The following is a 26,718-nucleotide window of genomic DNA, read 5'->3' as shown; positions in this document are numbered from 1 at the left end:
CTCCTTTATTTAATTTTGCAAATTTTTATAAAAAATAACCCGCTTGCTTAAGTGAAACGAGCGAAGAAATTATGATTATTTTTCTATTTGACGTTTACCGCCAAACATAATACTGACTTTATCTTTATCCGTTTCTGCACTATGCACAATACCACCTAATTCAGTTGCTTTGGGACCATAAAAACCCCCTTCAAATTGGGTATTGATATGTACTACCGTGCCACCATTGGTACTTTTCGGATCAAGATTAAAACCAGAATCACTCGTTTTGGCAGTCCCTGCAAAACCATTAGCTTTCACTTCACCTTCAAGTGTTAGCATTGGACGTTCTTCAACGCCATCATTAGCAATCAATTTGCCATTGATTTTTTTATTGGCAAAATCTACATCAAAGAGTGAGCGAGTGCCACTTTCACTATTACTTGGTGACTCAGCTCCTACCGGACCGGATTTGCTACGCATTATCCCATTCCAAGTTCCGCGATATTGCACCATCCCGCTTGGTAAATCCATCACTGCTGTACGTTCACCCACTAAATATTGATGAGCACTATCATTATCGTTTTCTACATTGTAAGTCCCAAATTTGACATAGTCTAAATTATTACAACAAACTGAAATTCGATACGTTTTACCATTTATAGTACGGGTAACCACATCATCAAATTTCATTTCGGAAAAGCTATTTTTACCTTCTGCGATAAGAGGAATTTGCTGATTATTAATAATCAAATGTGTCGCATTCCCGAAAGTATCCATTTCAGTTTTACTCAAGTCTTTCAAGTTAATTTTGAGAGCATCAAAGGTTCTTTCGCTATCATTTTCTTTTGCATCCCGTTTGCCTGCAAAAACAACAAATATTGACTTATCATCCGCTAAGAATTTACCGGCGAGTTCTTGAGCCTCTCCGCCAAAAAATCCCCCTTCAAGCGTAGTAGAACTTTTACCAAAATAAGGATCATTGGGATTTTTTGCATTTGCTTTACCTGCAAAGCGATTGCCTTTAATTTTGGCATCTATGTAGTACATTGGTGTAATTTCTTGCTCTGTAGTACGACTAACATAACCATTACTTACTAATGTTCCAGTTAAAGTTTTATTAGTAAAATCAGCAGTAAACTCGCCTGTATGCCCCATTGGTTTTGTAGGGTCATCCACATTAACATCGTGCCTATTTTCCGGCGTTGCACCAATGTTTATACCTGCTGCTGAATTATTAAAATACTTGTTATCTTTCCCTTTTCTTGCATCAGTAGTAAAATCCCAGTACCCATTATAAGTAGCTTTTTGGGCTGGCATTGCTTTTGCAGGCTCAGTACCTAAATAGTAAACATACCCATGTGCACCTATTCTAAAAATATCTTTAGCCTCCCTTTCAGGTTTTGCACCAGAGTGCAATACATAGCCGGAACGGACAAAATTAAAATCTCTTGTATGTAGTTTGTGCTTACCATCATGAGTATGACTAAATCCGTCATCACTACTACCGTACGCTTTTACCTCTTCTTCATACGGAATTTTGGTTATATCTCCAGTAATCTCCGTTATATCACCAATAGGAGCTACTTCTTCACCTCCTTTCGAAAAAGGTTGTAGATTACGACGCGGAATTTTGGCTGAAAAACCAAATCCTGGCTTCAATAGAACTGCAGCTTCAGTACTATTTACTGTACGTCTTGCGCTGCTATTATCATCTTGTAAACTTGGTTTTTGAGGTACATTTGACGTATGAGATTCAGCTTTAGATGATTGAACATCAAAACTTCCACCATTTGCTGAGCAAGCAGTAAGTAACGCTGCATTAAGCAGCACAAAGCCGCTTTTAAGTTTAAACATAGTGTCTCCTTTTAAATAAAATAATAATCATTATCATTTTATTTATTATATAAACTAATGTAAAGGTTTGAACTTATTTTGCAGCATGTTAATGCTTTTAATTAAGCAGGAAGGAGAGAGATGTAGCTAACGCTTTGAGTATAAATAAATGAGCTAACTATGCTAGCGATCTCCACACTATAAGGGAAAAAGTAAAGAAATAGGGTAAGGTAATTAATTTACTGACTTGAATGTAATAACAATAAAAAAATCTGCCCGTTACATATAATGTAACGGGCAGATAAAATCACTGTTTCACTTTCCAAATTATAGATGTTCTTCTACCGACACAGGTGGAAATCCGCCTAACTCTTTTAGCTTATTGACCATTGCACAAAATAGTTCGGTGGTTTTTTCAGTATCATAGAGTGCGGAGTGGGCTTGATGCCCATCAAAGCTGATCTTCGCGGCTTGGCAGGCTTTAACTAACACCGTTTGTCCGTACATAAAACCTGCAAGAGTTGCAGTATCAAACATTGCAAAAGGGTGGAAGGGATCACGTTTGGCGTTAATCCGTTTAATTGCTGCTTGTAAAAAGCCCTGATCGAATGCTGCATTGTGAGCAACAATTACCGCACGTTGGCAGCCTTGTTCTTTCATTGCTCTACGCACCATTTTAAACATTTCGGGAATGGCAATATTTTCTGCCACTGCACCACGCAGTGGGTTATCAATATCAATGCCGTTAAATTTGAGCGATTCAGGATTAATATTCGCCCCCTCAAACGGTTTGATATGGAAATGGCACTTTTGATCTTCCACTAAGTAGCCGTTTTCATCCATTTTAACCGTAATTGCTGCCAGTTCTAATAACGCATCAGTTTGAGCATTTAGCCCTGCGGTTTCAACATCAATCACAACGGGCAAATAGCCACGAAAGCGATTTTTTAATAGATTATAATCCGTTGGTTGTGTAATCGATTGAGGGGTAGATTCAGTTATATTTTCCATTTTATTTTCAACTTAAAAATACAAGCGGTCTGATTTGCAAAATTTTTTACAAATCCGACCGCTTGTGAATAGGTAAAAGGAATTAGTTTCCTAATGCAGCTGTCGCATTTTTGTTTTCAATAAATTCAATTTTATAACCATCTGGATCTTCAGCAAAGGCAATTACTGTTGTGCCACCTAATACAGGGCCTGGCTCACGAGTAATTTTGCCGCCTGCTGCACGCACATCTTCAATCGTTTGATAAATATCATCAACGCCTAATGCGATATGACCATAAGCCGTGCCTAGCTCGTAGCTATCTACGCCCCAGTTGTAAGTTAGCTCAATAACTGCACTTTCGCTTTCATCAGCATAGCCTAAGAATGCTAAAGAGTACTTGTATTGCTCGTTCTCGCTTCTGCGTAACAAACGCATACCTAATACTTCGGTATAGAATTTGATTGAACGCTCTAAATCTCCAACGCGTAACATTGTGTGTAAAATTCGCATATTTTCTTTCCCCCTTGAAGTTAAAAAGTATTGCGTATTATGGCATAATTTGTGCCTAAAATCATTTTCTTTCCATTTTTTAGGATTATTTATGGCTCACGATCACGACAGCCCATCAAAACTTGAAATTGCCACACACGCCGCCTTGCCGATGGTGTTAATGTTATTTATTGAAATGGCACTTAATTTTTACTCTGCTCCAGATAATACTATTTTTATCTCCCCTTACTTATTAGCGTTTTTTGTTACTTCTTTTATTGCTATTTTAGTGTTATGGAAAGGTGAAATTTGTCGTGGGCAAACCAGCCGTTTAACCTTTATTCTGCCTTTCTTACTAATTTTTGCCGTCGGAAATTTTATTTATTCGATTGGCTTCACGCCTAAATATAACCCAATGGCGATTGCCAGTTTTGCTGCTATTTTATCTTGCTTAATTTATTTCCGCCTACCAGAAGATGAACCATTATATAACACGTTGATCTATTGTGGCTTTGGCATTGTAGCAATTGGCATTATTCAATATTTAGCGATTTATTGGATTGAACTGCCCTCACTATTTAACGGAATTCGTGCTAATAACTTTGCCCAAGTGCTGCTCGGCATTTTACTCGCTGGCTGGTACTTAATGTTGGCAAAAAGCCGCTTAGAGATTTTCTTAAAATTATTGGTAAAAGCGGCGTTAATTGCCTTAATACTTAACTACTGCTGGTCATCATTTGTGTTATATCAACACTTGCAAATTATGCCAGAAATGCCTTTGCTCTCATTTATTCTCTATTTCATCGCCCAATTTATAATTTTATTGATGTTGGCGTGGCTGTTACTTGGAAAAAATATTAAAAATCCGACCGCTTGGAGTGTCGCAACACTGCTTGCGATGCTATATCCTTTTTCTAATGTTGTAGTTTGATTTTATGAAATGGGCATTAAGAATTTTCGGCATATTTACCGCAATCTTGATTGCGGTGATTGCCTTTTTATTCGTACCTAATGCCCAACTAGCTATTCCCATTAACTGGATTTTACCAAAAGATTGGAAAGTACAACTTCCACAAGGGTTAAACCTGAATTGGCAAGGTTCATCAGTTTCACAATTTCAACTTTCTTATCGAGATTGCCCGCTGATTAGTACAGATAAAACGGATCTCACTTGGATTAAGCAAAACCATCTATTTGTTGAAAAATTAGACATTGACTACCACTGCCTATCACTCTTACCGCAATCAGAAAATAATTCCGAGACTTCGCTAAAAGCATTACTGGCAGTTATTCCTGATGGCGAAGCAACCATTCAGTCGCTTAATTGGAAAAATCTGCCAGCAAATTTTAATCCAAGAATTATCCAGTTATTAGAGCAACAAGCTGCTTTAAAACTTTCATTGTTTGATGGGAAAATCAAGGCAGCATTGGCCCAACAAGCGGTCGATTTTTCCGCATTTTTTGCAAACGGCAAATTGAATGCCGATTTAACTTATCAGCCGAGTGAACAAGAGCAGCATAAACTTACCTTTTCTGCTGAAATTGAGGATAATTTCCTCACTCTCCCACCCACCCTTTTTGCAGAATATCACTGGCAGCTGCCCAATGAAATCATTGCCACCAAAGCCTTACAAACAGGGCATTCAACTTTAAATTGGCAGAAAAATGCCCAACAACAACTTGAGGGTAACTGGCAAGCAAGCCTTAATAATGCTGAAAATGATAAGCTCGATTTCCCTTTTCTGTTTGATGGAAAAAGCCTAGAAATTAAACAAGGGCGTTTTGACTGGAGCTTAACCGAACGCTTTCCGCTGCACGGTTTTGTTACGGCGAAATTTACACCACAATCTTTTACCAATGAGCCATTTTTTCCCCTCAAAATCGCTATTCGTATCAGCTTACTTTCCCAAAATAGTTGGGGGAAAGGTAATATTGTTATATCCAACTCGGAGGGAGAAATTACCGAACAAGGGTTGAATTTACCGCTGCGTTTAACGGGTAATATCAAGCAAGGTAACTTTATTTTATACAGCAGCATTCCTCTGGATTTTCAAGGTAATTACGATGATTTAGCCCTGAAATTTTTACCTACTTCCCTTCTTCGTTTGACAGGGCAAGAGCGTTATTTAACGATTGAAGATTTACGCTTTCCGCTTGCAGGGATCAAAATAGATAAATACGGCATTCACGGGCGACTACACGCTATTTTGCGGGGGCAAAGTCCTGACTTTAAAAATATTGAATTCCATTTAGATGGACAAGCTCAAAATTTTAAAGCGGGTGCGTTGGATTTCTTCCAAGATCCGAAAGACCCTAAGGCAATTAAAGACAGCTGGAAATGGCGAATTTGGGGAAGCTCAAACCTTAAAGCCCTTAATAGCAAAGTCAATTTAAGTGGACGAGGGCAATGGCATAAAAATATTGTTCAACTCAACGAATTAAGGGGAGATTTATCCTCTGTGAGGCTTGATGGCACAACCATTCCTAAAACAGAGCTAACCAACACTCAAGCAATTAAATTCAATATCAAAAAATTCACACTTGATGGAGCTATGCAGCTCAAATCGCCTGAAATTACCTTTGATTACGGCGGAGGACTACCAAAACCACAAGCAAAACTGGCTTTTAGTGGCGAGTTGGAAAATCTTAATTTCAAAGGTACTATAAGTAGCACCGAACTCGGTCCACTGAGATTATTTGCTCATCGCCAACTAACCGCAGATGCCAGCCAAATTATCGGCAAACTTTATTGGCCAGAACAATCTGCACACGGTTTTCAGCCACTTTTTCCATTCCGTAGCCAATGGGTAATTAATAACGGCACAATTCGTGGCGAAACCGCCTTTACCGCCAGCTCGCAAAAGGGATTAATTGCAGGCGGACATTTAGCTATTCGCAATGGAGGATTATCCTTGCCCGATGGCGAGGCGAAAGGTATTGAATTTGCGCTGCCCTACCGTTATCAAAACGGACGTTTTCATTTTGGGGTCAAAAAACCCATTGATGTTAAAGTTGCACAAGTCAAACTAGGTGATTTAGCCCTTGATAATGCCTCAATGAAAATTAATGGGTATTATCCTTACAATAAATCTAAGCCACTCAATTTAAATAAGCTATCCTTTGAATTATTTGGTGGTAAACTCAATGTAAAACGTTTTGCTTTACCACAAACCGAGATTGCTTATCTCAATTTAGAGCGGCTAGATTTTGAGAAAATTTTACAATTTATGCAATACCAACAAATCGATCTAAAAGGCAAAGCCAACGCCACTTTGCCATTTTGGCTAAGCGGCAAGCCTTGTTATATTTGTGATGGCTTACTCACGCAAGCAGAAACTTCTTATTTAACCTTTACTCCTGAATTGCTTTCAGAAATGAAGAAAAGTGGTTACACCGAACAAATTTTGCTACATTTAGTGGATAAAAGCACGATTAATGATTTTCGTAGTCTGATTAATGTTGGCCCGAAAGGCGATTTAGTGTTGGACGGAAAATTAAAATTATCGTCTAACCAAGATCAATCCAAAGTGAATTTAAACTATAATCACCGAGAAAATATGTTTGATTTGTGGAAATTAATTAACTACAGCTCACAATTTGAGCAAAAGCTAGAAAATTATCTCTACCAAAAATTAGATGATGAATAAAAATAACGGAAGAAAAATGAAAACAGCCTCATTTTGTTTTGCAATTTTTTTGCTAAATTTGACCGCTTGTACACCCAAAGTGCAGCTCGAAACGCCTGCTGATGGGATAACCATTAATATGAATGTAGTAGTAGATCACCGCATTGATGTGAAGATGGACGAAAAATCCCGTGCGGTGATCACGAAAAGTGAAAATAAAACGAAAAATTAGTTAAAGGTTGCCATTTGGTGATCTTTAAATTGCTGATAAATATCGGCTAACTTTTCTCCTGTCGGTAACACGAGATCCGGACTTAAATCAAACATCGGCACAATCACGAATTCACGATTTTTCATCTCAATATGTGGCACGTTCAAACGCTCGGTTTGAATTTGCTCATTGCCGTATAAAATAATATCCAAATCCAACGTCCGCTCGCCCCAACGGCGTAAACGCACTCTGCCCTGCTCATTTTCAATGCTTTGTAACTTATCTAGCAATTCAGTTGGCGATAATTCGGTTTCAAATTTCGCTACGGCATTCACATAATCAGGCTGATCTTGCGGTCCAACCGGTTTTGAGCCATAAAATGGGCTAATTTCAAAATGAATTGCAAATTTTTTTAATTTTTCGACCGATTGTTTAAGCTGTTCGAGAGGATTATCAAGGTTTGAGCCTAAGGCGATGTAGACAGTTTGCATAATTTTCCTTTCCTAAAAAAGTAGGAGCGAAAGATTTTTCGCCCCTACAACATTATTCAGTTTTAGATGTTTTCGTTTTTTTCTTAAACGTTCTACGGCGGCGTTTTTTCTTCGCTTCAGGCTGAACATTAGGCAAATGACGAACCGATTTTAACAACTCACCACGTTGCCCCTCATTGCTGAATTGGTATTCGTGCCACCAAGCAGAAAGTTCAACTAAATCTCCACCTTCAATCTCCGCACGCATCACTAGCAAGTCAAAGCCTGCACGGAATTTGATATGTTCCAGCGTTTGTTTCGGGCGGTTGCCACTACGTTTCATCATTTGAAATTGCAATGCCCAAATATCACGAATAACCGAAGTATGGCGACGGTGCAGAGCAACTGCTTTACAGCTATCAGCTAAGATATCGTTTGCTGCTAACATCATTGCATCGTGGCTGTTGAAACCTCCTTCATTTTTAAGCTGTTCCATTTTTTCACGTAATGGATACCAAAGCAGTGCAGCAAATAAGAAAGCAGGATTAACAGGTAATTTATCCGCAATGCGTTCATCCGTTGAGGCTAATGCTTTATTAATCATACGCTCAGCATTTGAATCCCCTTTCGGGGTAAAAAATGGCGTTAGCACAGGGAACAAGAATTGCCACAAATTGTATTCACGCAATAATTGATAGGTTTTTAGACCTGCTCCTGTTTGTAATAATTTGAGTGATTCATCAAATAAACGAGCAGCTGGTATATTCGTTAAAAGTACCGCCATATCACGAATTGGAGCTTCTGCTGCTTTATCAAGGAACATATCCAACTTCGCCATAAAGCGAATCGCTCTGAGCATACGCACAGGATCTTCTTGATAGCGAATAGCTGGTTCGCCAATTAGCGATAATTTGCCTGCTTGTAAATCTTCAATACCGTTGAAGAAATCAAAAATCAAGTTACGTTTTGTGTCGTAATATAACGCATTGACGGTAAAATCACGGCGTTCTGCATCATCTCTTAATGTGCCATACACATTATCACGCAACAACATTCCTTCATCACTTACTTTGGAAATTTTATCGTTACGATGTGATTCGTGTCCTGCACGGAAAGTTGCTACCTCAAAAATTTCACGCCCGTAAACAATATGAGCTAAGCGGAAACGACGACCAATCAAGCGGCATTGTCTGCCAAAAATACGTTGAATTTCTTCTGGACGAGCATTGGTGGCAATATCGAAATCTTTTGGTTTTTTCTCAAGTAATAAATCACGGATACAACCGCCAACAATATAGGCTTCAAATCCTGCAAGATGTAATTTATCTACAATAGAAAGGGCATTTTTAGGGAAATCCTTTGGACTAATGCCGTATTGAGCAGCACTTACCGTAAATTTTTTATGTAGGAGATGAGAAGGCACATCTGCTTGATGACCTTTACTACCTTTTTTATGACTTTTTTGTTCTGTTAATTTAGGTGCTGAACGTTTAGAGCGACTTGATTTATTGGTTTTCTCTACTCTTGACCCAACTTCTAGCTTATTTTCCTTTTCTTGCTTTTTCGGTTTGGAAAACAAGGATTTAATATAATTAAAAATAATACACCTCTAAATAGTAAATGCCTCTTATAAAAGAGGCATTATGTTACTTGATTATAAACCTAGCTGCTTCTCACGAATTTCAGCCAATGTTTTGCAATCTATACATAAATCTGCAGTTGGACGAGCTTCTAGACGTTTAATGCCGATCTCAACACCACAGGTCTCACAAAATCCGTAATCATCTTCTTGAATTTTATGTAGCGTTTGCTCAATTTTTTTCAATAATTTACGTTCGCGATCACGATTACGAAGTTCAAGGCTAAACTCTTCTTCTTGGCTTGCACGATCATTAGGATCAGCAAAATTAGTCATATCTTCTTGAAGCTGACTTTTAGTTCGCTCTGCTTCTTCCATAATTTGCCCGTGCCATGCTGTCAGAATTTTTTTGAAATGCTCACGTTGAGCTTCATTCATATATTCTTCATCTTTTGCTGGCTCGTAAGGCTTAACACCTGCTAATGCTAATAAACCGAGAGAGGTGGTTTTAGCCGCTTGAGTCATAGATTTACTCCTTGTGTGGAATTTTATTGTTTAAATTATCACCCGAATACAACTTAACTTCCTTGTAACCGCACTACACGAAAAAATCAACATCTTCGGGTTTTTAGTAATGGCGGCTATAAATAACACAAAATTGGTTTACTCACAAACAAATTTGCAAAATTTTTGTATTATCTTCAATTAATTTGATAAAAAATAACAGCCGAATAAAAATTCGGCTATTCTATACTAAGATACTAAGTAAATTTTACCAGCTTTTCGACCATTCAGAGAGCCATTTTTGAATAGTCTGCTGAGAAACTGGGGTAAATTCTAACGATTTATATTCAGGCATCTCTGAAAACGCAGGATCAACACCTTCTTTTATCACAGGGCTCATCACATTATGATAAGAGATGATATGTTGTGCCTGTGGGTTGTGTAAAAACTCCAGAAATTGATTTGCCAATGCTTTTTGCTTTGTCGTTTTCACAATAGCTGCATTTTCGACTTGTACTAAATGCCCTTCCTCGAATGGAGCTGCCACATATTTATCGGTGTTTTCGTGCCACTTATGATATAAAGGCGATGTTGTGTAACTTAACACTAAATCTGACTCGCCTTTCAGGAATGCACCATAGGTTTCAGACCAACCTTTGCCCACCGTGACCGTATGTTTTGCCAATGCTTTCCACGCATTTGGAGCCTCATCACCATATACTTGATTTATCCACATTAAGAAACCACGCCCAACGCTACTGGTCCTAGGGTCTTGATAGATAATTTTTAAGTCTTGGCGTTCAACCAACTCTTTCAAACTTTTTGGTGGGTTTTTCAGCTTTTCTTTATCGTAAATAAAGGCATAAGAACCTGTATCATACGGGAAGAAAATTTTATCTTTAATTTCTAGCTTTGTTTTAGCCTCAAATTCTGTAAATAAACCACTTTTTTCGGCTTCAGGTTGAAGAAAATTATCAATGCCTAATACCACATCTGCTTTCGTTTTTTCACCTTCCAAACGCACACGATTAAACATCGTTACACTATCATCAAGTGGTATAAATTTTAAATCACAGTTACACTCTTTCTCGAAATTTTGTTCCAACTTAGGTGCAGGTCCATATTCAGAAGCAAAAGAGCTATAGGTATAAACCGTGAGTGTCGGTGAGTTAGCGGAAGTGGCAGCGCTAAGCAGTACAAGTGAAGATAAAATGAATTTCATAAAACGTCCTTCTAAAAATCAATGAATAGAAGGATTTAAGAAAGGCAAATTGCAATCTCAAATCCCTACGCTGATATTAATCAGATCAGGTTCTATGGGTATTTCTCAGCCACAAGCAGTTAGTTCTTATAGAAAATTTGTAAATTTTTATACAAATTAAACCGCTTGCAGCACCCCAATGAGAACGCTGCATTGTAAAAACTTTATCGGAAAATTTCAACAGCAAGCAACCGTTTGCTTTTCATGTAAAAAGCCATTATACTACCGCCCTAGTCCAAACAAGGAACTAGAAATGAATTATCCAATTTTGACAACACCAAATTCCATGCAGCTACGCTTCGTATTTCGAGGCGTGGCTGTTTTTTTATTCATTTCATATTTATTTCAAAATCGCTTTTTTAAGCGGTTTTTTTTCGCCTAAATTTTGCAAATACTACATTTTATAAGAGGAAGAATATCAATGAGCCAGCTAATTCGCACCCTGAAAAGCCATATTCGAGATGAGATCATCAAAAAAGGCGGTTGGGTTAATGCGCACGCCCACGCAGACCGAGCGTTTACGATGACACCGGAGAAAATCACCGTTTATCAAAATGCGAATTTGCAGCAGAAGTGGGATTTAGTGGACGAAGTAAAACGCAACTCCAGCGTAGATGATTACTACCGCCGCTTTTCACAAGCCATTGAGTTGATGATTTCGCAAGGGGTCACGGCATTCGGTACTTTCGTGGATATCGACCAAGTATGCGAAGACAGAGCGATCATCGCCGCCCACAAAGCCCGTGAAGTGTATAAAAACGACATCATTTTGAAATTCGCTAACCAAACCTTAAAAGGTGTGATCGAACCCACGGCGAAAAAGTGGTTCGACATCGGTTCAGAAATGGTGGATATGATCGGCGGCTTACCTTACCGTGATGAGCTGGATTACGGTAAAGGCTTAGAGGCGATGGATATTTTGATGGACAAAGCGAAATCGCTCGGCAAAATGTTGCACGTTCACGTCGATCAATTCAACTCGCCAAAAGAGAAAGAGACGGAACAGCTTTGTGATAAAGCCATCGAACACGGAATGCAGGGGCGAGTGGTGGCAATTCACGGCATTTCGATTGGCTCTCACCCGAAAGAGTACCGCAAAATGCTCTACCAAAAAATGCGAGATAGCCAAATGATGGTGATCGCCTGCCCGATGGCATGGATCGATAGCGGCAGAAAAGAGGATTTGCAGCCGTTCCACAACGCTTTAACCCCAGCCGATGAGCTGATTCCCGAAGGCATTACGGTGGCGGTTGGCACGGATAATATCTGCGACTATATGGTGCCACTGTGCGAGGGGGATATGTGGCAGGAATTGAGCTTACTTTCGGCAGGTTGCCGCTTCACCAATCTTGAAGAAATGGCGAATATTGCCAGCATCAACGGGCGGAAAGTATTGGGATTAATTTAGTTTCCAAAAACGTTAAAAGGCGAACATCAGTTCGCCTTTTGCAAAATTCAGAGAAAAATTGACCGCTTGCAGCCACTACCTAGCCGGCCAAAATCGCTCGCACTCGTTCCAAATCTTCCGGCGTATCCACCCCAACTTGTGGAGCTTCTTTTGCTAGCTCGATATAAATTTTCTCTCCGTACCATAACGCACGCAGCTGTTCTAATGATTCCAACTGTTCCAATGCGGTTGGTTGCCACGCTACATATTGCTTCACAAAACCGGCACGGTAAGCGTAAATCCCGATATGGCGTAAGTAATTTTGGCTTGCCACGAAAGCATCATCGCAATCTGGGAAGCTGTCACGAGCAAACGGAATGCTGGCTCTGGAAAAATAAAGAGCCATTCCGTTTTTATCCGCTACTGCTTTTACGGCGTTCGGATTGAATAATTCCTCTCGAGTTTCCAACTTCACACCAAGGGTTGCCATATTCACTTGGTAGGCGTCTAAATTGCGAGCCACTTGTTCCACAATCACCGGTGGCACTAACGGCTCATCGCCTTGAATATTAACGATGATGTCGTTATCCGCAATCTGCATTTTGTCGATCACTTCTGCCAAACGCTCGGTGCCGGAATTGTGTTTGTCAGAAGTCATACAGACTTCCGCCCCGAACGCTTTAGCGGTAGCTTCAATTTCAGGGTGATCGGTGGCGATAATCACACGGCTCGCCCCAGCCTGTTGAGCTTTTTCCCAAACGTGTTGAATCATCGGTTTGCCGGCAATATCCAACAACGGTTTGCGAGGTAAACGGCTCGAGGCATAGCGAGCTGGAATAATTACGGTGAAGTTCATAGTCTATCCTTACGCTTCTTGAGCGTCTAAGAAACGCTCTGCATCAAGGGCTGCCATACAGCCTGTTCCAGCAGAGGTAATCGCTTGGCGGTAGTTGTGATCCATTACATCACCGGCGGCAAACACACCTTCAACCGAAGTTGCCGTTGCATTGCCTTCTAAGCCTGATTTCACTTTAATATAGCCGTTTTCAAGCTCTAACTGACCGTCAAAAATTGCTGTGTTCGGAGCGTGACCGATTGCCACAAAGAAACCATCAACTTTCACTTCTTCGGTGCTCTCGTCTTTGGTCGATTTTAAACGCAAACCGGTTACGCCCATATTGTCACCCAGTACTTCGTCCACGGTGCGGTCTGTGTGCAGAATGATTTTGCCCTCTTCAATGCGTTTTTGTAGGCGACCTAATAAAATTTTCTCAGCACGGAAGCTATCACGGCGGTGAACCAAATGCACTTCGCTGGCTAAATTCGCTAAATATAACGCTTCTTCAACCGCGGTATTGCCGCCGCCAACTACCGCAACAGGCTTGTTACGATAGAAAAAGCCATCGCAAGTTGCACAAGCGGAAACGCCTCTGCCTTTGAATTTTTCTTCAGACGGTAAGCCCAAATATTTTGCCGATGCCCCGGTTGCGATAATTAACGCATCGCAAGTAAAGGTGTGTAAATCGCCTTTTAAGGTAAATGGGCGTTGAGATAAATCGACCGTATGAATATGGTCAAACACAATTTCAGTATCGAATTTTTCAGCGTGTTTGAGCATTTTGTTCATCAATTCAGTGCCGGTGGTGTGTTCAAATTCCCCCGGCCAGTTCTCGATTTCATCAGTGGTGGTCAGCTGCCCACCTTGTTGCATACCGGTGACTAAAACAGGGTTCAAGTTAGCACGAGCCGCATATACCGCTGCCGTGTAACCTGCCGGGCCTGAGCCTAAAATTAATAGTTTTGCGTGTTTGGTTGTCATCATAAATCCTCTCAATAAATGTAGTAGTATTCTATCTTAAAATTCCATTCAACTCTATTTTCGTTTTCACTCAAATTTTTTTGATTTTGTGACACACTTAACAGAAATATCAACACTTTTCCTGTAGATTAAAGCCGCTTCACTCACTTCTAAAAGGAGAAAACTTATGAAAAAGCTTATTAATTCAATTGAAACTGTGTTAGATGAACAACTCTCCGGTTTCGTAAAAGCACATTCTGACTTAATATTAAATAAAGAACCTGTCTATATTTATCGCACACCACCAAGTAATCAACCGAAAGTTGCTTTAATTTCAGGCGGTGGAAGCGGACACGAGCCAATGCACGCTGGCTTTATTGGAAAAGGTATGCTTGATGGGGCTTGCCCGGGAGCAATTTTCACCTCACCAACGCCAGACCAAATGTTTGAATGTGGTTTAGCAGTAGATCGGGGCGAGGGCGTTTTGTTAATCATCAAAAACTACACTGGTGATGTGCTAAATTTTGAAACCGCAACTGAATTATTGGCAGATAGTGGTGTGCAAGTGGCAACGGTATTGGTTGATGATGATGTGGCAGTAAAAGACAGCCTCTATACCGCCGGTCGCCGCGGTGTTGCCAATACCGTCTTGATTGAAAAATTACTCGGTGCAGCCGCAAACAAAGGCTATTCCTTAACCGAGCTTGCTGAACTTGGTAATAAACTCAATAATAACGGACACTCTCTTGGTATTGCGCTTGGCGCTTGTACCGTGCCAGCCGCAGGTAAACCATCATTTACCTTAGCAGAAAATGAAATGGAGTTTGGTGTGGGTATTCACGGTGAACCTGGCATTGAACGCCGTCCGTTTGAGAATTTAGATAAAACCGTAAAACAGATGTTTGAAACTTTAATTGCTCACGGCGATTACACTCGAACCATTCGTCATTGGGATAATCAAACCCAACAATGGAATGAAGTAGAAGAAAGTAAGCAAGCGCTCCAGAAAGGCGATCACGTTATTGCTCTTGTAAATAATTTAGGTTCTGTACCGCTTTCAGAGCTTTATGCCGTTTATGATACCCTCGAAAAAGAATGCGAATCTTTTGGTCTAACCATTGAACGTAGCCTTGTTGGCTCCTATTGCACTTCTTTAGATATGCAAGGAATGTCTATCACCTTACTCAAAGCCGATGATGATATTCTGCAATTATGGGATGCACCGGTTAATACCCCTGCATGGCGCTGGGGCGAATAATCATTTTAAGGAAAATATATGACAATATCAAAACAACAAATTTTAAAATGGCTTGAATTATGCCAACAAGTAATGGACGAAAAGCGTGATTATTTGACCGAGTTGGATACCGTTATCGGCGATGGAGATCACGGCTTGAATATGCAGCGTGGCTTTAGCAAAGCAATTGAAAAAGCTAAAACGGTGGAAGACAAAGACATCGGCACAATTTTAAAGACGGTCGGAATGACCTTACTTTCACAAGTTGGAGGTGCAAGCGGTCCACTTTACGGTACATTTTTCATTAAAGCTGCACAAAGTGCAAATACGAAAGAAAGCCTTACTTTCTCTGAACTGTTAGCTTGCTTGGAACAAGGAATTGAAGGCGTTGTGCAACGAGGGAAAGCAGAAATTGGTGACAAAACAATGTGCGATCTATGGTTGCCTTTGCTGGCTGAGCTAAAAAAAGCAGATATCTCTCAATCGATTGGCCCAATTTTGTTACAAGCGGTCGAAAAAGCAGAAAATTTTGCAAATCAAACAGTCCCTCTTGTTGCTAAAAAAGGACGAGCCAGCTATCTGGGAGAACGAAGTGCAGGGCATCAAGACCCAGGGGCTACTTCGAGTTACTATATTTTCAAAGCCTTGGCAGACGCAGTACAGTAAGGAGAAAATATGGTTAATTTAGTCATTGTTTCTCATAGCGCAAAACTCGCGGAGGGAGTCTCTGAAATTCTTTCACAAATGGCTCAAGGCGGTTGCCGAATTGCTGTTGCAGGAGGAATTGACGATGCGGATAATCCGATCGGCACTGACGCCGTTAAAATTATGCAGGCGATTGAATCGGTCTTTACACCTGATGGTGTGATTGTTTTTGTCGATTTAGGCAGTGCAGTATTAAGTACCCAAACCGCTATTGATTTACTTGAGCCGGAAATTGCCGAAAAAGTGGTTATCAGCTACGCACCTTTAGTGGAGGGAGCTTTTGCTGCGGTGGTAGCAGCCTCAGCCGGCGATAGCTTAGAGTTAATTTTAAAAGAAGCCAATGAAGCCGCTCAGCTTAAACAAGAGCAAGCGGAATAAGCCTCGCTTAAAACAAAAAATGCCGTAATCAGTTACGGCATTTTCATTTTATTAATACAGCAGAGAATAAAGCTGTCTTCTGAATTTAGACACAATAGGATCTGTTCCAAGTGCTGATAATATTGCTAAAAATTGGTTTTTCAGCTCGCCGTTTGATACATTCAAATCTGATTTCAACCAATCAAATAAGAGCGTTAAGGCTTCTTCATTTTTGTGAGCTTGGTGTAATTGATTAGCCAATTTAATCGCAATTTCAGGTGTTTTGCTTTGAGCATAATCAGCTTGCAACTGTTGCAACTCGGGGGATTCACTCGCCTGCTCTAATAACTCGATTTGAGCTTGCAAACCGTGCCAACGGCTATCTCTGTCTTGAATTGGAATCGCTTTTAAGATTTCACGAGCCGGCTCAACATTTTTCATTGCGATATAAGTTTCAGCGTAGAGCAAAGCAAAATCGCTGTTTTTCTTTTCCGTCATTTCCCAAGCGGCTTTTAGCAAAGGCAAGGCTTCATCGTAGCGTTGATCTTGTAGAAGTTCTAGAGCTTGGTTAAATTTAAGTTCTTCCTCTTTCGGTAAAATATTAGCAAGCCGAATTCGCAACTCTTGCTCACTTACCGCACCTTGAATAGCATCAATCGGCTGACCGTTCGAGAAGAGATAAAGCGTTGGAATTTGTTGAATGCGAAATTGTGCGGCTAATGTCTGCTGTTCATCACAGTTAATCGTTGCCAACAAAAATTGCTGTGGGTTTTCATCCGTAATACGGCGGAGTAAAGCATCCATTTCTAGCGAGGCAACCTCACGGGGAGAAATAAAATGAAACACTGTCGGCATTTGCCCTGCAGCACTCCACACTTCACTAAAATTTTGTTCGTTTACATTTACCAAATAGTCCATAAAAATCTTCTTTAAGCTAAAAATTACATTTTATATTGTAGTGTTAATAAGAGGTTTCAATAGGTAGCCCGTTTCTTTCCCACGCTTCAAAACCACCCTTTACGCTGTAAACGTTTTCAAACCCTTGTTCAATCAAAAATTGAGCGGTACTTTGACTACTAACCCCATGATAACAAATAACGACAACAGGATCATCGTAATCAACTTCGTCTAAAAATTTACCGTAACTTTGGTTAGTTAAATGAAAAGCATCTTGCGGGTGGCTATAAACGTAGCGACGAGCATCACGAATATCAGCAAGCACCGCCCCTTCTTTTTCCATTAATTCCCACGCTTGCTGGGGGAGTATTTCTTTAAAAGTAACTTCCATAAGTGATTTATTCCTCAAATAAATAGGCAAAACTATACCATAAAATAGCTAAGAGAATGGCTATTATTTCGAGTTGAAAATTCAATGTTCATTAGATATAATTGCGAACTATTTTCAAATGCGAGATTTATCCATTTTTTCTTTGAGGTTTTATATGAATCAACTTTTTCATTTTTTAGAACGTTATACAGACTTCGTTATTTTAGGTTTATTAGGTTTATTAAGCGTTATTTGTGTATGGAAGGCAATTGAACGTATTATGTTCTATTCGAAAGTGAATATTTCCAAATATAGCACCTTAGAAGAATTAGAAATCGACTTAACCCACAACCTAACCACCATTTCTACTATTGGCTCAAATGCACCTTATATAGGGCTATTGGGCACCGTTATTGGTATTCTTCTCACCTTCTACAACTTAGGACAATCAGGTGGCGATATTGATGCTGCCGCTATTATGGTAAACCTTTCCTTAGCATTAAAAGCAACTGCAGCAGGTATTTTAGTAGCAATTATTGCAATGGTTTTCTATAACGGTTTTGGCCGTAAAGTAGAAGAAAATAAATTGAAATGGTTAGCTCTACAAGCTAAAAATCATCAAGCGGTCTAATTTCCTCTATTTTTTGCAAATTAAGAAGGCATAAAGATGAAAAAATTTGATGAAATCAACATCATCCCATTTATTGATATTATGTTGGTATTGTTGGCTATCGTGTTAGTTACAGCCTCTTTTATCTCACAAGGTAAAATTCAAGTGAATGTACCAAAAGCGACAACAACACAGCCGATGCAAGCAGATGAACTTGCTAAACTTTTGACCATTACTGAAAACAATGAATTTTTCTTTAATGACAAACCTATCACAAAAGAACAGCTTGTGGCGGAAGTTTCAACTTGGGATAAAAGCCAAAAAGTATCACTTAAAGTTGATGGTGCAGTTGCTTTTGAAAAATTTGTGGAATTAACCGATGTGTTATCTGCAAATGAGATCAAAAATGTGGCAATTATTACGAAAAAAGAAACCGTTGCGACACCTGCTACCAATACGCCAACCACACCAGCTCAAGCACCAATAATGCCTTAGTAGGATAAATGAGATGAAAAAACACCATTCTAGAATCGGATTAATTGCCTCATTAGCCATTCACGGTGCATTGATTGGTGGTAGTTTTGCCTTGCTTAATGAGCAAAAAATTGAAAAAACGGCAGAGCAAAATTCGCTTTCAATGGAAATGGTTGCGGCTTTATTAGAGCAACCACAGGTGGCAGTTTCACCCGAAACTACTGAAGAAGTGAAGGAAATTGAGCCGGAAAAAGTTGAGCCACCTGAACCAGAGGTTCAACCTGAGCCTGAAGCTATTCCTGATCCAGTCCTAAAACCGAAAAAAGAAAAGCCAAAGGAAGAAAAACGTAAAGAACGTCCAAAAGAGAAAAAAGAAAAACTAAAAGAAGAGAAACGCAAAGAGAAGCCAAAAGAGCGAGAGAAACCTCAGCAAAAACCAATCAAAGCCCTAGAGCGTGGTCCTGAAGTTAAACAAGGCATTGTAGCAAAAGCTATTCCGAATGCGGTACAAGGCGAAAAAATGGTTACTGGCGTTGTAGGCGGGCAAAAAGGCGGCTCATTGAATTCAACCTCGACTACAGGAGGCAATGCAAGCGAGCTTTCCGCTTATAAAACCGCATTACAGCGTGCATTACAACGTAAAGCAAATAATTCATACCCTCAGCGTGAAAAGATGATGCGTAAAACAGGCACGGTAACTATTAAATTTAATGTTACCTCATCTGGAGCAATCTCAAATGTCTCAGTGGTTAATTCTTCAGGTAACAGCAATTTGGACAATGCCGCGGTAAAAAGTGCACAGGCGGTAAGTATGCCATCGCCACCAGCAGGTTTCCCACCTTCAGTTACCGTACCAATTAGATTTTCTCTTGAATAAAAAAACACCCTCAAAAGTAATGAGTTTTGAGGGTGTTAATGCAAAAAACGTAGAGAAAACAACCGGTTACTTGCGACTTACATCACTATTTCTTACATCTCTACTTACCTCACCTGAACGCGTTTGCGTACTAACTGCCGTTCCAGGGTGTTTAAAGGTATAGTCTGCTTTGCTGAACTCGCCTGTTTGATTGTTTAAGAAGAAATGGCGATATTCGTTTACCCATAATGCTGTTGCCCCACACACTGCTACAGGCATTACTACCAAATTAACAAATGGGATCATCGTAAATAAGCTCACTAAGGCACCAAAAGTAAAATTAAGGGTGCGATATTGTGCAAGTGCATTTCGCATACGTTGAAAACTGATTTTATGGTTATCAAACGGATAGTCGCAATATTGAATTGCAATCAACCACGCACCAAACATAAAGGTCAGAACCGGCACTATGGTTTGCCCAACCACAGGTAAAAAGCCAAGCACAAAGAGAACAATTAATCTTGGAATGCTGTACATCATTTTCTGCCATTCACGTTTTAGCATTCGTGGCACATCTTTTAACATTGATCCGAAAGACATATCGCCCAATGGCTCACCCGTCAGTTGTAGTTCAACTTTTTCAGCCAGTAAACCATTAAAAGGAGCTGCAACAAAGTTTGCTAATGTGGTAAAAGCAAAATAAAAGCCGACTAAAATCATTAAAAAAATTAACGGAATTAGAATAAAGCTAAGCCATTCCAACCAACTTGGTAACATTAATGCCAACAACCCACCAATATTGGCAAAAAACGCCCATATCAGCCCTACCATTAACACCGTATTAATCAAAATCGGAAAAATCACAAAGGGTAAAAATTGGCGTTTCAGCAACAACTTCCAGCCATAAATAAAGTAATGAAAACCAAGCCCTACTTGGTTTTGTGGCTCTGAAAAAACAGAAGACATAATGATTCCTTATTTTTTGTCAAAAATTCTTTAGAAATATGGTAAGCTACACACACTATTTTCGCAAATATGAAAATGTATTTTTTACTGATTATTTAAAAATAAAGAGGACACAATGGAACTGCATATTATTTTCTTTATTCTAGCTGGATTATTGATTGCGGTGTTGATCGGCTTTAGTATTTGGTCTGCCCGCCGTGAAAAATCGAACATTTTCTCAAATACCTTTTCAAGTAGACCTGTTATTGTGCCTCCACCAAATAATGAGTTAAATAACAATATTCCTGCTTCGTTGCAGCCACAGGCTAATGAGTATCAAGCGATGTCTGTACCGGAAGAAAATCCACAGCAGATCCAACAGGAAGTGGAAAGCTCATTGCAAAATATCAAAATCAGTTTACCGGGAGAACCTCAAGTTCAAGCAGTACCACCTGTTCAACAACCTATATCTGAGCCTGTTAGTACTTATGGTCAGCAAATTTCGAATCAGCAACATATTCAAAATACACCTGACTTTGCGAACCCGACGATTAATGTTGCTATTACTCCTGAACAAGAAGTGCAAGTTGCACCTGTAGAAGAAAGCGAAGTTGTACAAACTGAGCAGGAAGAAAACCCATTTGTAACGCTTTATGTTTATGCACCACAAAACGAGCCGTTCCGTGGCGACTATGTGGTTCATTACTTGGAAGAAGTTGGGTTGCGTTTTGGCGAACACCAAATTTTCCACCGCCACCAACACATTGACGATTCGCTCAGCCCAATTATTTTCAGTGCGGCAAACTTAATGAACCCAGGTACATTTGATTTACACAATATTACCAACTTCTCGACCGCTGGCTTGGTACTATTTATGCAGTTACCAACCGAAGGCAACGATATTGTGAATATGAAATTGTTACTGAGCAATGCGGAACACTTGGCATCATCGCTCGGTGGCTATTTATATGACGATGCTCAACAGCCATTTAGCGAAGAATCCCGCCAACGTTATATGCAACGTGTAATGCATTAATTGCAAAAATAATTGTTTTTTCGACCGCTTGTTACAAGCGGTCTTTTTTGTAGAGAATTTTACCAATGTCTTTATTTAGCCAAGGCTCTTTATTTGAAGAAAATACAACATCAGCGTTAGTTGAGCAAATCGAACAGCTTCGCCAAAAGTTACGTCAATACGAGTATGAATATCACGTTTTAGATAATCCTAGCGTACCGGATGCGGAATACGACCGCTTAATGAATGAACTGAAAAATATTGAATGGCAACGCCCGGAACTGATTACCGCAGATTCGCCAACGCAACGAGTGGGTGCAAAGCCATTATCAGGCTTTGCTCAAGTTACACACGAAATGCCAATGCTTTCGTTAGATAACGCCTTTGGTGATGATGATTTAGATGGCTTTTTACGCCGAATGGAAAGCTATATTATTGCCAATCCAAATGAGTTAACATTTTGCTGCGAGCCGAAATTAGACGGTTTAGCCGTAAGTATTTTGTATGAAAACGGCTTACTTACCCGTGCAGCTACCCGAGGCGATGGCACAACAGGCGAAGATATTACCGCCAATATCCGTACCATTCGTAATATTCCATTAAAACTAAACACGCTCAATCCACCAGCTCGTTTAGAAATTCGTGGTGAAGTGTTTATGCCACAAGCGGGCTTTAATGAGTTAAATGAAAAAGCCTTAGCCAAAGGCGAGAAAACCTTTGCTAACCCTCGTAATGCGGCAGCAGGTTCGTTAAGACAGTTAGATCCAAAAATTACTCGCCAACGCCCACTCGTGCTAAATGCTTACGGTATTGGCATTTATGAAAGTGATGATGAATTGCCAAACACTCAGTTTGAGCGTTTGCAATGGCTCAAATCGCTTGGCATACCTGTCAATAATGAAATCCGCTTAGCTCAAGGCAAAACAGAACTCTTGGCGTATTATGCTGAAATCCAAGCTAAACGCCCAACGCTAGGCTATGATATTGATGGCACAGTATTGAAAGTCAATGACATTGCCTTACAAGAGCAACTTGGTTTTATCTCTCGCTCCCCACGCTGGGCAATTGCTTACAAATTCCCTGCACAGGAAGAAATGACTATTTTGAAAGAAGTAGATTTCCAAGTAGGAAGAACAGGGGCAATCACGCCTGTTGCAAAATTAGAGCCTGTGTTTGTAGCAGGTGTAACAGTAAGCAATGCTACGCTACATAATGGCGATGAAATTGAACGTTTAGGCATTGTGATTGGCGATACCGTGATTATTCGCCGTGCAGGCGATGTTATTCCACAAATTACAGGGGTGGTTGCTGAACGCCGCCCTGAAAATGCAAAAAAAATTGAATTTCCGACCGCTTGTCCAATCTGTAATTCAGCGGTGGTGCGTGTGGAAGGCGAAGCCGTAGCACGCTGCACTGGCGGACTGTTCTGCGGAGCCCAACGCAAAGAAGCGTTAAAACATTTCGTTTCTCGCAAAGCGATGGATATTGACGGCGTAGGCGAAAAACTGATTGAGCAGTTAATGGCTCGTGAGTTAATTAAAACTCCAGCCGATCTATTCAAGCTCGATCATACAACTTTAATGCGATTAGAACGAATGGGCGAAAAATCGGCTCAAAATGCCCTAAACAGTATCGAAAAAGCGAAAAATACCACCCTTCCCCGCTTTTTGTTCTCATTAGGCATTCGTGAAGTTGGGGAAGCAACTGCTTTGAACTTAGCTAACCATTTCGGTTCACTTGAAGCAATTCGCCAAGCCACTTTCGAGCAATTAAAAGAGGTGCAAGATGTGGGCGAAGTGGTAGCAAACCGCATCGTTAGCTTCTGGCAAGAACCACATAATGTTGAAGTAGTTGAAGATTTGATTACTCAAGGCGTGCATTGGGAAAATGTAGTTAAAATTGAAATTGTCGATAATCCATTAAAAGACAAAAACGTAGTGTTAACTGGCACTCTCACCCAAATGACCCGAGATGAAGCCAAAGCTCTATTACAAAGTCTAGGCTGCAAAGTTTCAGGTTCGGTTTCAAGTAAAACCGATTACCTCATCGCAGGTGAAAAAGCAGGCTCAAAGCTAACTAAGGCTCAGGAATTAGGGATACAAATTCTCAGCGAACAAGGATTTATTGAGCTCACAAAAGGCTAATAAAAAGGGCAGTATCTGATGGAATACTGCCCTTTTGTTTATTATTTCACTTAATTACCCAATAATACCAAACTGCTGTGCTAAGAATAGTAAGGCAAAAGCAGTTAAATAAATTAGCCCAACTACAGCTAACCAGAATAATCCACCTGTTACACGATGTTCACCTTTCAACACTAATGAAAAGTTTAACCACGCAAAAATTGGCGTTGAAACAAATGATGAAATCATTGCAAATTTCAGCATTGCCGCTACATCACTCATAAATACACTAATAATTAAGATGCCAATTGCAGATGTGAGTGTTAACCAAATCGCTAATTCTGTTTGAGAATGCGCTTTACGCCCTGTTAAAATACGCAATGTTTCTGCATTCGCACGGGAATAACCATCAATAACCGTAATGGTTGTACCAAACATACACATAAAGGCAATGAATGCAATTAACAGTTTAGACCAATCACCAATTGCAAAGGCGTACATTTTGATTAATTGGGCAATATATTTTACACCTGCCTGCTCAACTTGTTCGCCTGAACCATATTGTACTAATGCACCTAATGCTAAGAATACGATTGCTAAAATTGCTGTACCAATATAACCCACATTAAAGTCAAAAATACCATCTTGATAGCTGATTTTACTAAAACGTTTTTTGGCAATAACCCACATTGAGTTAATCGCTGAAATTTCAATTGGTGCAGGCATCCAGCCCATTAATGCAACAATAAAACCAAGAGCAGCTAAATTCCAAGGTGATGGTTCAATAAAATCAGGAGCAACTGGAATACCGCCTTTTAACGCTGCAATAACTACCGCTGTTACTGTTGAAATGGTTAGAGCAATCATAATCCATTTAGAGAGAGAATCTAAGAAACGATATTTTCCTAAAAGCAATATTCCCCAGGTTACTACAATCACGATTGTTCCTGCCATTGGAATGCTTAAATCAAATGAAACACCTAGTGCTGAAAAAATAAATTTTAAGATTGCAGCAGTTACAATACCCACGGCTGCAGTATTAATCATACCTGCCAGTACATTTAGAATAAAGAAAATAACAAGATAAATACCACCCTTATCTTTATAACCTTCTAATAAACTTTTGCCACTAGATAAAGTGTACTGCACTCCGAAACGGAAAAACGGATACTTAAACAAGTTTGCTAAAATAATAATAATCGCTAATTGCCAACCATAAATCGCCCCCGCTTGAGTGGAAGCAACAATATGCGAACCACCCACAGCTGCTGATGCCATTAAAATACCCGGTCCCATTGCGGCAAATTTACTTTTCCAAGTTGATTGTTCTATTTGTTGTGTCATATATTCTCCAAAATATGTGTAAGACCTCGAATAAGTTTTCATTCTACTCATAAAATAAAGTAAAAAATAGATGTTCAAAAATCTTGTTAAAAAAATGCTAAAATTATTATTCTGCTTAATAAATTGAAATTCTTTTATATGGCGATCATAAAAACAATTTAACAAAATTTAATGCTAAAAATATAAATATAAGCAGATAAAAATAAAATTTGATTTTTTTGTGAAAAAAATAGAGAAGATACGAAACAGGAATCAATTTGCAAATTTTTAGCAAAATTCAACCGCTTGTAGGTAATAAAAAAGTGCGTTACCGCACTTCTTTATCTTTATCCATTAAGATGAAATTATTTTGAATAGCGTTGGAACACTAAACAAGCGTTTGTACCACCAAAGCCGAAGCTATTAGACATTACAGTGGTTAACTCTTTGTCTTGGCGTTCAGTTACAATATTCATACCTTCAGCTTGCTCATCGAGAGTTTCAATATTAATGCTTGGTGCGATAAAATTGTTATCCAACATTAATAATGAATAAATTGCCTCGTGGGCCCCTGCAGCACCAAGAGAGTGCCCTGTCATTGATTTAGTTGAAGAAATAGCAGGAGTCTTATCGCCAAATACATTGCGGATTGCACCCAGTTCTTTCACATCACCGACTGGAGTAGAGGTACCGTGTACGTTAATGTATTCAATTTCGCCATTTACAGTTGCCATAGCTTGTTTCATACAACGTTCTGCACCTTCACCACTTGGGGCAACCATATCGTAACCATCAGATGTTGCACCATAGCCCACAATTTCTGCGTAGATCTTGGCACCACGAGCAAGGGCGTGTTCTAATTCTTCAATCACTAAGATTGCACCACCACCTGCAATAACAAAACCATCACGATTTGCATCATAAGCACGGCTCGCTTTAGTTGGCGTGTCATTATATTTAGAAGATACTGCCCCCATCGCATCGAACTGTGCCGCGCCTTCCCAGCAAAGCTCTTCTGCACCACCCGCAAAAACAACATCTTGCTTGCCTAATTGGATTAACTCCATTGCGTGTCCGATTGCGTGAGCTGAAGTTGCACAAGCAGAACTAATGCTATAGTTTACTCCTTTAATTTTAAAGGGCGTAGCTAAACAAGCAGATACGCTTGATGCCATTGTTTTAGTTACCGCATAAGGCCCAATACCTTTTACACCGCGAGGTCCACGCACTGCATCTGTTGCCGCAACTTGAGCACGAGCAGAGCCGATACCAGAGCCAATTACTAAACCTGTACGCTCGTTTGAAACATTATCTTCAGTTAAACCGGCATCTTCGATTGCTTCTTTCATACAAATGTAGGCATAAGCTGCCGCATCGCCCATAAAACGGTAAACTTTACGGTCAATCAGCTCTGCTGGGTTTAATTTAATCGTGCCCGCCACTTGGCTACGCATACCTACTTCAGCAAAATCAGGTACAAATTCAATACCTGACTTACCTTCTTTTAATGAGGCTAACACTTCTTCTTTATTGTTACCAATACTTGAAATAACACCTAAACCTGTAATAACAACTCTTTTCATTTTGTTTCCTTCATCATTTATGAAAAAATAGTAAATTCAGCTTACACTTGTTCGCTCAAATAAGCTACTAAAACTTATCTATTTTACACAAA

26 protein-coding genes and 1 riboswitch are annotated in these 26,718 nt (G+C 39.8%); of the genes, 12 read left to right on the top strand and 14 right to left on the bottom strand.

What is annotated here, in order from left to right:
- Positions 1-75: 75 nt before the first annotated feature.
- The 3 genes from A6B40_RS09460 to gloA form a co-directional block, all read right to left on the bottom strand.
- A complete protein-coding gene (locus A6B40_RS09460; protein ID WP_176672232.1) occupies positions 76-1,836 on the bottom strand; it encodes a transferrin-binding protein-like solute binding protein in 1,761 nt (586 codons plus the stop codon).
- 306 nt (positions 1,837-2,142) lie between these two features.
- Entirely contained in the window at positions 2,143-2,826 is a 684-nt protein-coding gene (rnt, locus tag A6B40_RS09455; RefSeq protein WP_025247414.1) for a ribonuclease T, read from the bottom strand.
- A gap of 82 nt (positions 2,827-2,908) precedes the next feature.
- Entirely contained in the window at positions 2,909-3,316 is a 408-nt protein-coding gene (gloA, locus tag A6B40_RS09450; RefSeq protein WP_025216851.1) for a lactoylglutathione lyase, read from the bottom strand.
- A 91-nt stretch (positions 3,317-3,407) separates the two neighbouring features.
- Here gloA and A6B40_RS09445 point away from each other — a divergent pair, with 91 nt between their 5' ends.
- From A6B40_RS09445 to A6B40_RS09435, 3 genes are read left to right on the top strand one after another with little or no spacing between them, the layout of a single operon-like run.
- The gene (locus A6B40_RS09445; protein ID WP_176672231.1) at positions 3,408-4,226 is read left to right on the top strand and encodes a hypothetical protein; all 819 of its coding nucleotides are present in this window, start codon (positions 3,408-3,410) and stop codon (positions 4,224-4,226) included.
- A 4-nt stretch (positions 4,227-4,230) separates the two neighbouring features.
- Positions 4,231-6,942 (top strand): YdbH family protein, encoded by a 2,712-nt coding sequence (locus A6B40_RS09440; RefSeq protein ID WP_176672230.1) that lies wholly within the window; start codon positions 4,231-4,233, stop codon positions 6,940-6,942.
- A gap of 16 nt (positions 6,943-6,958) precedes the next feature.
- Positions 6,959-7,153 (top strand): YnbE family lipoprotein, encoded by a 195-nt coding sequence (locus A6B40_RS09435; RefSeq protein ID WP_025216848.1) that lies wholly within the window; start codon positions 6,959-6,961, stop codon positions 7,151-7,153.
- Here the strand turns inward: A6B40_RS09435 and folK are convergent.
- The 4 genes from folK to thiB all read right to left on the bottom strand — a co-directional run bounded on the left by folK (position 7,150) and on the right by thiB (position 10,907).
- Positions 7,150-7,623, bottom strand: a complete 474-nt coding sequence (folK, locus tag A6B40_RS09430; RefSeq protein ID WP_176672229.1) for a 2-amino-4-hydroxy-6-hydroxymethyldihydropteridine diphosphokinase — start codon at positions 7,621-7,623, stop codon at positions 7,150-7,152. The two genes, A6B40_RS09435 and folK, sit on opposite strands and share 4 nt — an antisense overlap.
- Positions 7,624-7,675: 52 nt before the next feature.
- Positions 7,676-9,181, bottom strand: a complete 1,506-nt coding sequence (gene pcnB, locus A6B40_RS09425; protein WP_236966866.1) for a polynucleotide adenylyltransferase PcnB — start codon at positions 9,179-9,181, stop codon at positions 7,676-7,678.
- Positions 9,182-9,256: 75 nt separating this feature from the next.
- Entirely contained in the window at positions 9,257-9,706 is a 450-nt protein-coding gene (gene dksA, locus A6B40_RS09420) for an RNA polymerase-binding protein DksA (RefSeq protein ID WP_025216845.1), read from the bottom strand.
- Positions 9,707-9,953: 247 nt separating this feature from the next.
- Positions 9,954-10,907 carry a thiamine ABC transporter substrate binding subunit gene (gene thiB, locus A6B40_RS09415; protein WP_176672227.1) on the bottom strand — a complete coding sequence of 318 codons (954 nt, stop codon included), beginning with the start codon at positions 10,905-10,907 and terminating at the stop codon, positions 9,954-9,956.
- Positions 10,908-10,951: 44 nt separating this feature from the next.
- A riboswitch (TPP riboswitch) is annotated at positions 10,952-11,095 on the bottom strand.
- 272 nt (positions 11,096-11,367) lie between these two features.
- On the opposite strand from thiB, the gene A6B40_RS09410 reads away from it, so the two are divergent.
- The gene (locus A6B40_RS09410; protein ID WP_025216843.1) at positions 11,368-12,354 is read left to right on the top strand and encodes an amidohydrolase family protein; all 987 of its coding nucleotides are present in this window, start codon (positions 11,368-11,370) and stop codon (positions 12,352-12,354) included.
- Between the two features lie 79 nt (positions 12,355-12,433).
- Here the strand turns inward: A6B40_RS09410 and kdsB are convergent, their stop codons facing one another.
- On the bottom strand, positions 12,434-13,189 hold the full coding sequence (gene kdsB, locus A6B40_RS09405; protein ID WP_176672226.1) for a 3-deoxy-manno-octulosonate cytidylyltransferase: 756 nt from the start codon (positions 13,187-13,189) through the stop codon (positions 12,434-12,436).
- 9 nt (positions 13,190-13,198) lie between these two features.
- Positions 13,199-14,155, bottom strand: a complete 957-nt coding sequence (gene trxB, locus A6B40_RS09400; protein WP_025216841.1) for a thioredoxin-disulfide reductase — start codon at positions 14,153-14,155, stop codon at positions 13,199-13,201.
- A gap of 163 nt (positions 14,156-14,318) precedes the next feature.
- On the opposite strand from trxB, the gene dhaK reads away from it, so the two are divergent.
- The 3 genes from dhaK to dhaM are packed head-to-tail and all read left to right on the top strand — an operon-like array spanning position 14,319 to position 16,451.
- Positions 14,319-15,389 (top strand): dihydroxyacetone kinase subunit DhaK, encoded by a 1,071-nt coding sequence (gene dhaK / locus A6B40_RS09395; RefSeq protein WP_176672225.1) that lies wholly within the window; start codon positions 14,319-14,321, stop codon positions 15,387-15,389.
- Positions 15,390-15,407: 18 nt separating this feature from the next.
- Entirely contained in the window at positions 15,408-16,034 is a 627-nt protein-coding gene (gene dhaL / locus A6B40_RS09390; protein ID WP_176672224.1) for a dihydroxyacetone kinase subunit DhaL, read from the top strand.
- A 9-nt stretch (positions 16,035-16,043) separates the two neighbouring features.
- Positions 16,044-16,451 carry a dihydroxyacetone kinase phosphoryl donor subunit DhaM gene (gene dhaM / locus A6B40_RS09385; protein WP_176672223.1) on the top strand — a complete coding sequence of 136 codons (408 nt, stop codon included), beginning with the start codon at positions 16,044-16,046 and terminating at the stop codon, positions 16,449-16,451.
- Between the two features lie 51 nt (positions 16,452-16,502).
- Here the strand turns inward: dhaM and A6B40_RS09380 are convergent, their stop codons facing one another.
- A complete protein-coding gene (locus tag A6B40_RS09380) occupies positions 16,503-17,348 on the bottom strand; it encodes a co-chaperone YbbN (protein WP_176672222.1) in 846 nt (281 codons plus the stop codon).
- 43 nt (positions 17,349-17,391) lie between these two features.
- Positions 17,392-17,718, bottom strand: coding sequence for a thiosulfate sulfurtransferase GlpE (gene glpE / locus A6B40_RS09375; protein ID WP_025216836.1), 327 nt, complete (start codon positions 17,716-17,718; stop codon positions 17,392-17,394).
- Positions 17,719-17,872: 154 nt separating this feature from the next.
- Here glpE and exbB point away from each other — a divergent pair, with 154 nt between their 5' ends.
- The 3 genes from exbB to A6B40_RS09360 are packed head-to-tail and all read left to right on the top strand — an operon-like array spanning position 17,873 to position 19,658.
- Positions 17,873-18,328, top strand: coding sequence for a TonB-system energizer ExbB (gene exbB, locus A6B40_RS09370; protein WP_025216835.1), 456 nt, complete (start codon positions 17,873-17,875; stop codon positions 18,326-18,328).
- Positions 18,329-18,364: 36 nt separating this feature from the next.
- The gene (gene exbD, locus A6B40_RS09365) at positions 18,365-18,802 is read left to right on the top strand and encodes a TonB system transport protein ExbD (protein ID WP_025216834.1); all 438 of its coding nucleotides are present in this window, start codon (positions 18,365-18,367) and stop codon (positions 18,800-18,802) included.
- Between the two features lie 13 nt (positions 18,803-18,815).
- A complete protein-coding gene (locus A6B40_RS09360) occupies positions 18,816-19,658 on the top strand; it encodes a TonB family protein (RefSeq protein ID WP_176672221.1) in 843 nt (280 codons plus the stop codon).
- A 66-nt stretch (positions 19,659-19,724) separates the two neighbouring features.
- Here A6B40_RS09360 and cysZ read toward each other — a convergent pair whose 3' ends face one another.
- Positions 19,725-20,603, bottom strand: coding sequence for a sulfate transporter CysZ (gene cysZ / locus A6B40_RS09355; RefSeq protein ID WP_138317569.1), 879 nt, complete (start codon positions 20,601-20,603; stop codon positions 19,725-19,727).
- Between the two features lie 115 nt (positions 20,604-20,718).
- Here cysZ and zipA point away from each other — a divergent pair, with 115 nt between their 5' ends.
- Entirely contained in the window at positions 20,719-21,618 is a 900-nt protein-coding gene (zipA, locus tag A6B40_RS09350) for a cell division protein ZipA (protein ID WP_112110660.1), read from the top strand.
- A gap of 65 nt (positions 21,619-21,683) precedes the next feature.
- Positions 21,684-23,741: an NAD-dependent DNA ligase LigA gene (ligA, locus tag A6B40_RS09345; RefSeq protein WP_176672220.1), complete on the top strand. Its 2,058-nt coding sequence runs from the start codon at positions 21,684-21,686 to the stop codon at positions 23,739-23,741.
- A gap of 54 nt (positions 23,742-23,795) precedes the next feature.
- Here the strand turns inward: ligA and A6B40_RS09340 are convergent, their stop codons facing one another.
- Both A6B40_RS09340 and fabB read right to left on the bottom strand, forming a co-directional pair.
- Positions 23,796-25,064: an NRAMP family divalent metal transporter gene (locus A6B40_RS09340; RefSeq protein ID WP_025247397.1), complete on the bottom strand. Its 1,269-nt coding sequence runs from the start codon at positions 25,062-25,064 to the stop codon at positions 23,796-23,798.
- Positions 25,065-25,408: 344 nt separating this feature from the next.
- Positions 25,409-26,626 (bottom strand): beta-ketoacyl-ACP synthase I, encoded by a 1,218-nt coding sequence (gene fabB / locus A6B40_RS09335; RefSeq protein WP_025247396.1) that lies wholly within the window; start codon positions 26,624-26,626, stop codon positions 25,409-25,411.
- Positions 26,627-26,718 lie beyond the last annotated feature (92 nt).

Origin of the sequence: Mannheimia varigena (genome assembly GCF_013377235.1) — a bacterium.
Classification (GTDB): Bacteria; Pseudomonadota; Gammaproteobacteria; order Enterobacterales; family Pasteurellaceae; genus Mannheimia; species Mannheimia varigena.
The sequence above is the reverse complement of the archived record's forward strand: the minus strand, read 5'-3'. Positions and strand labels throughout refer to the sequence as shown.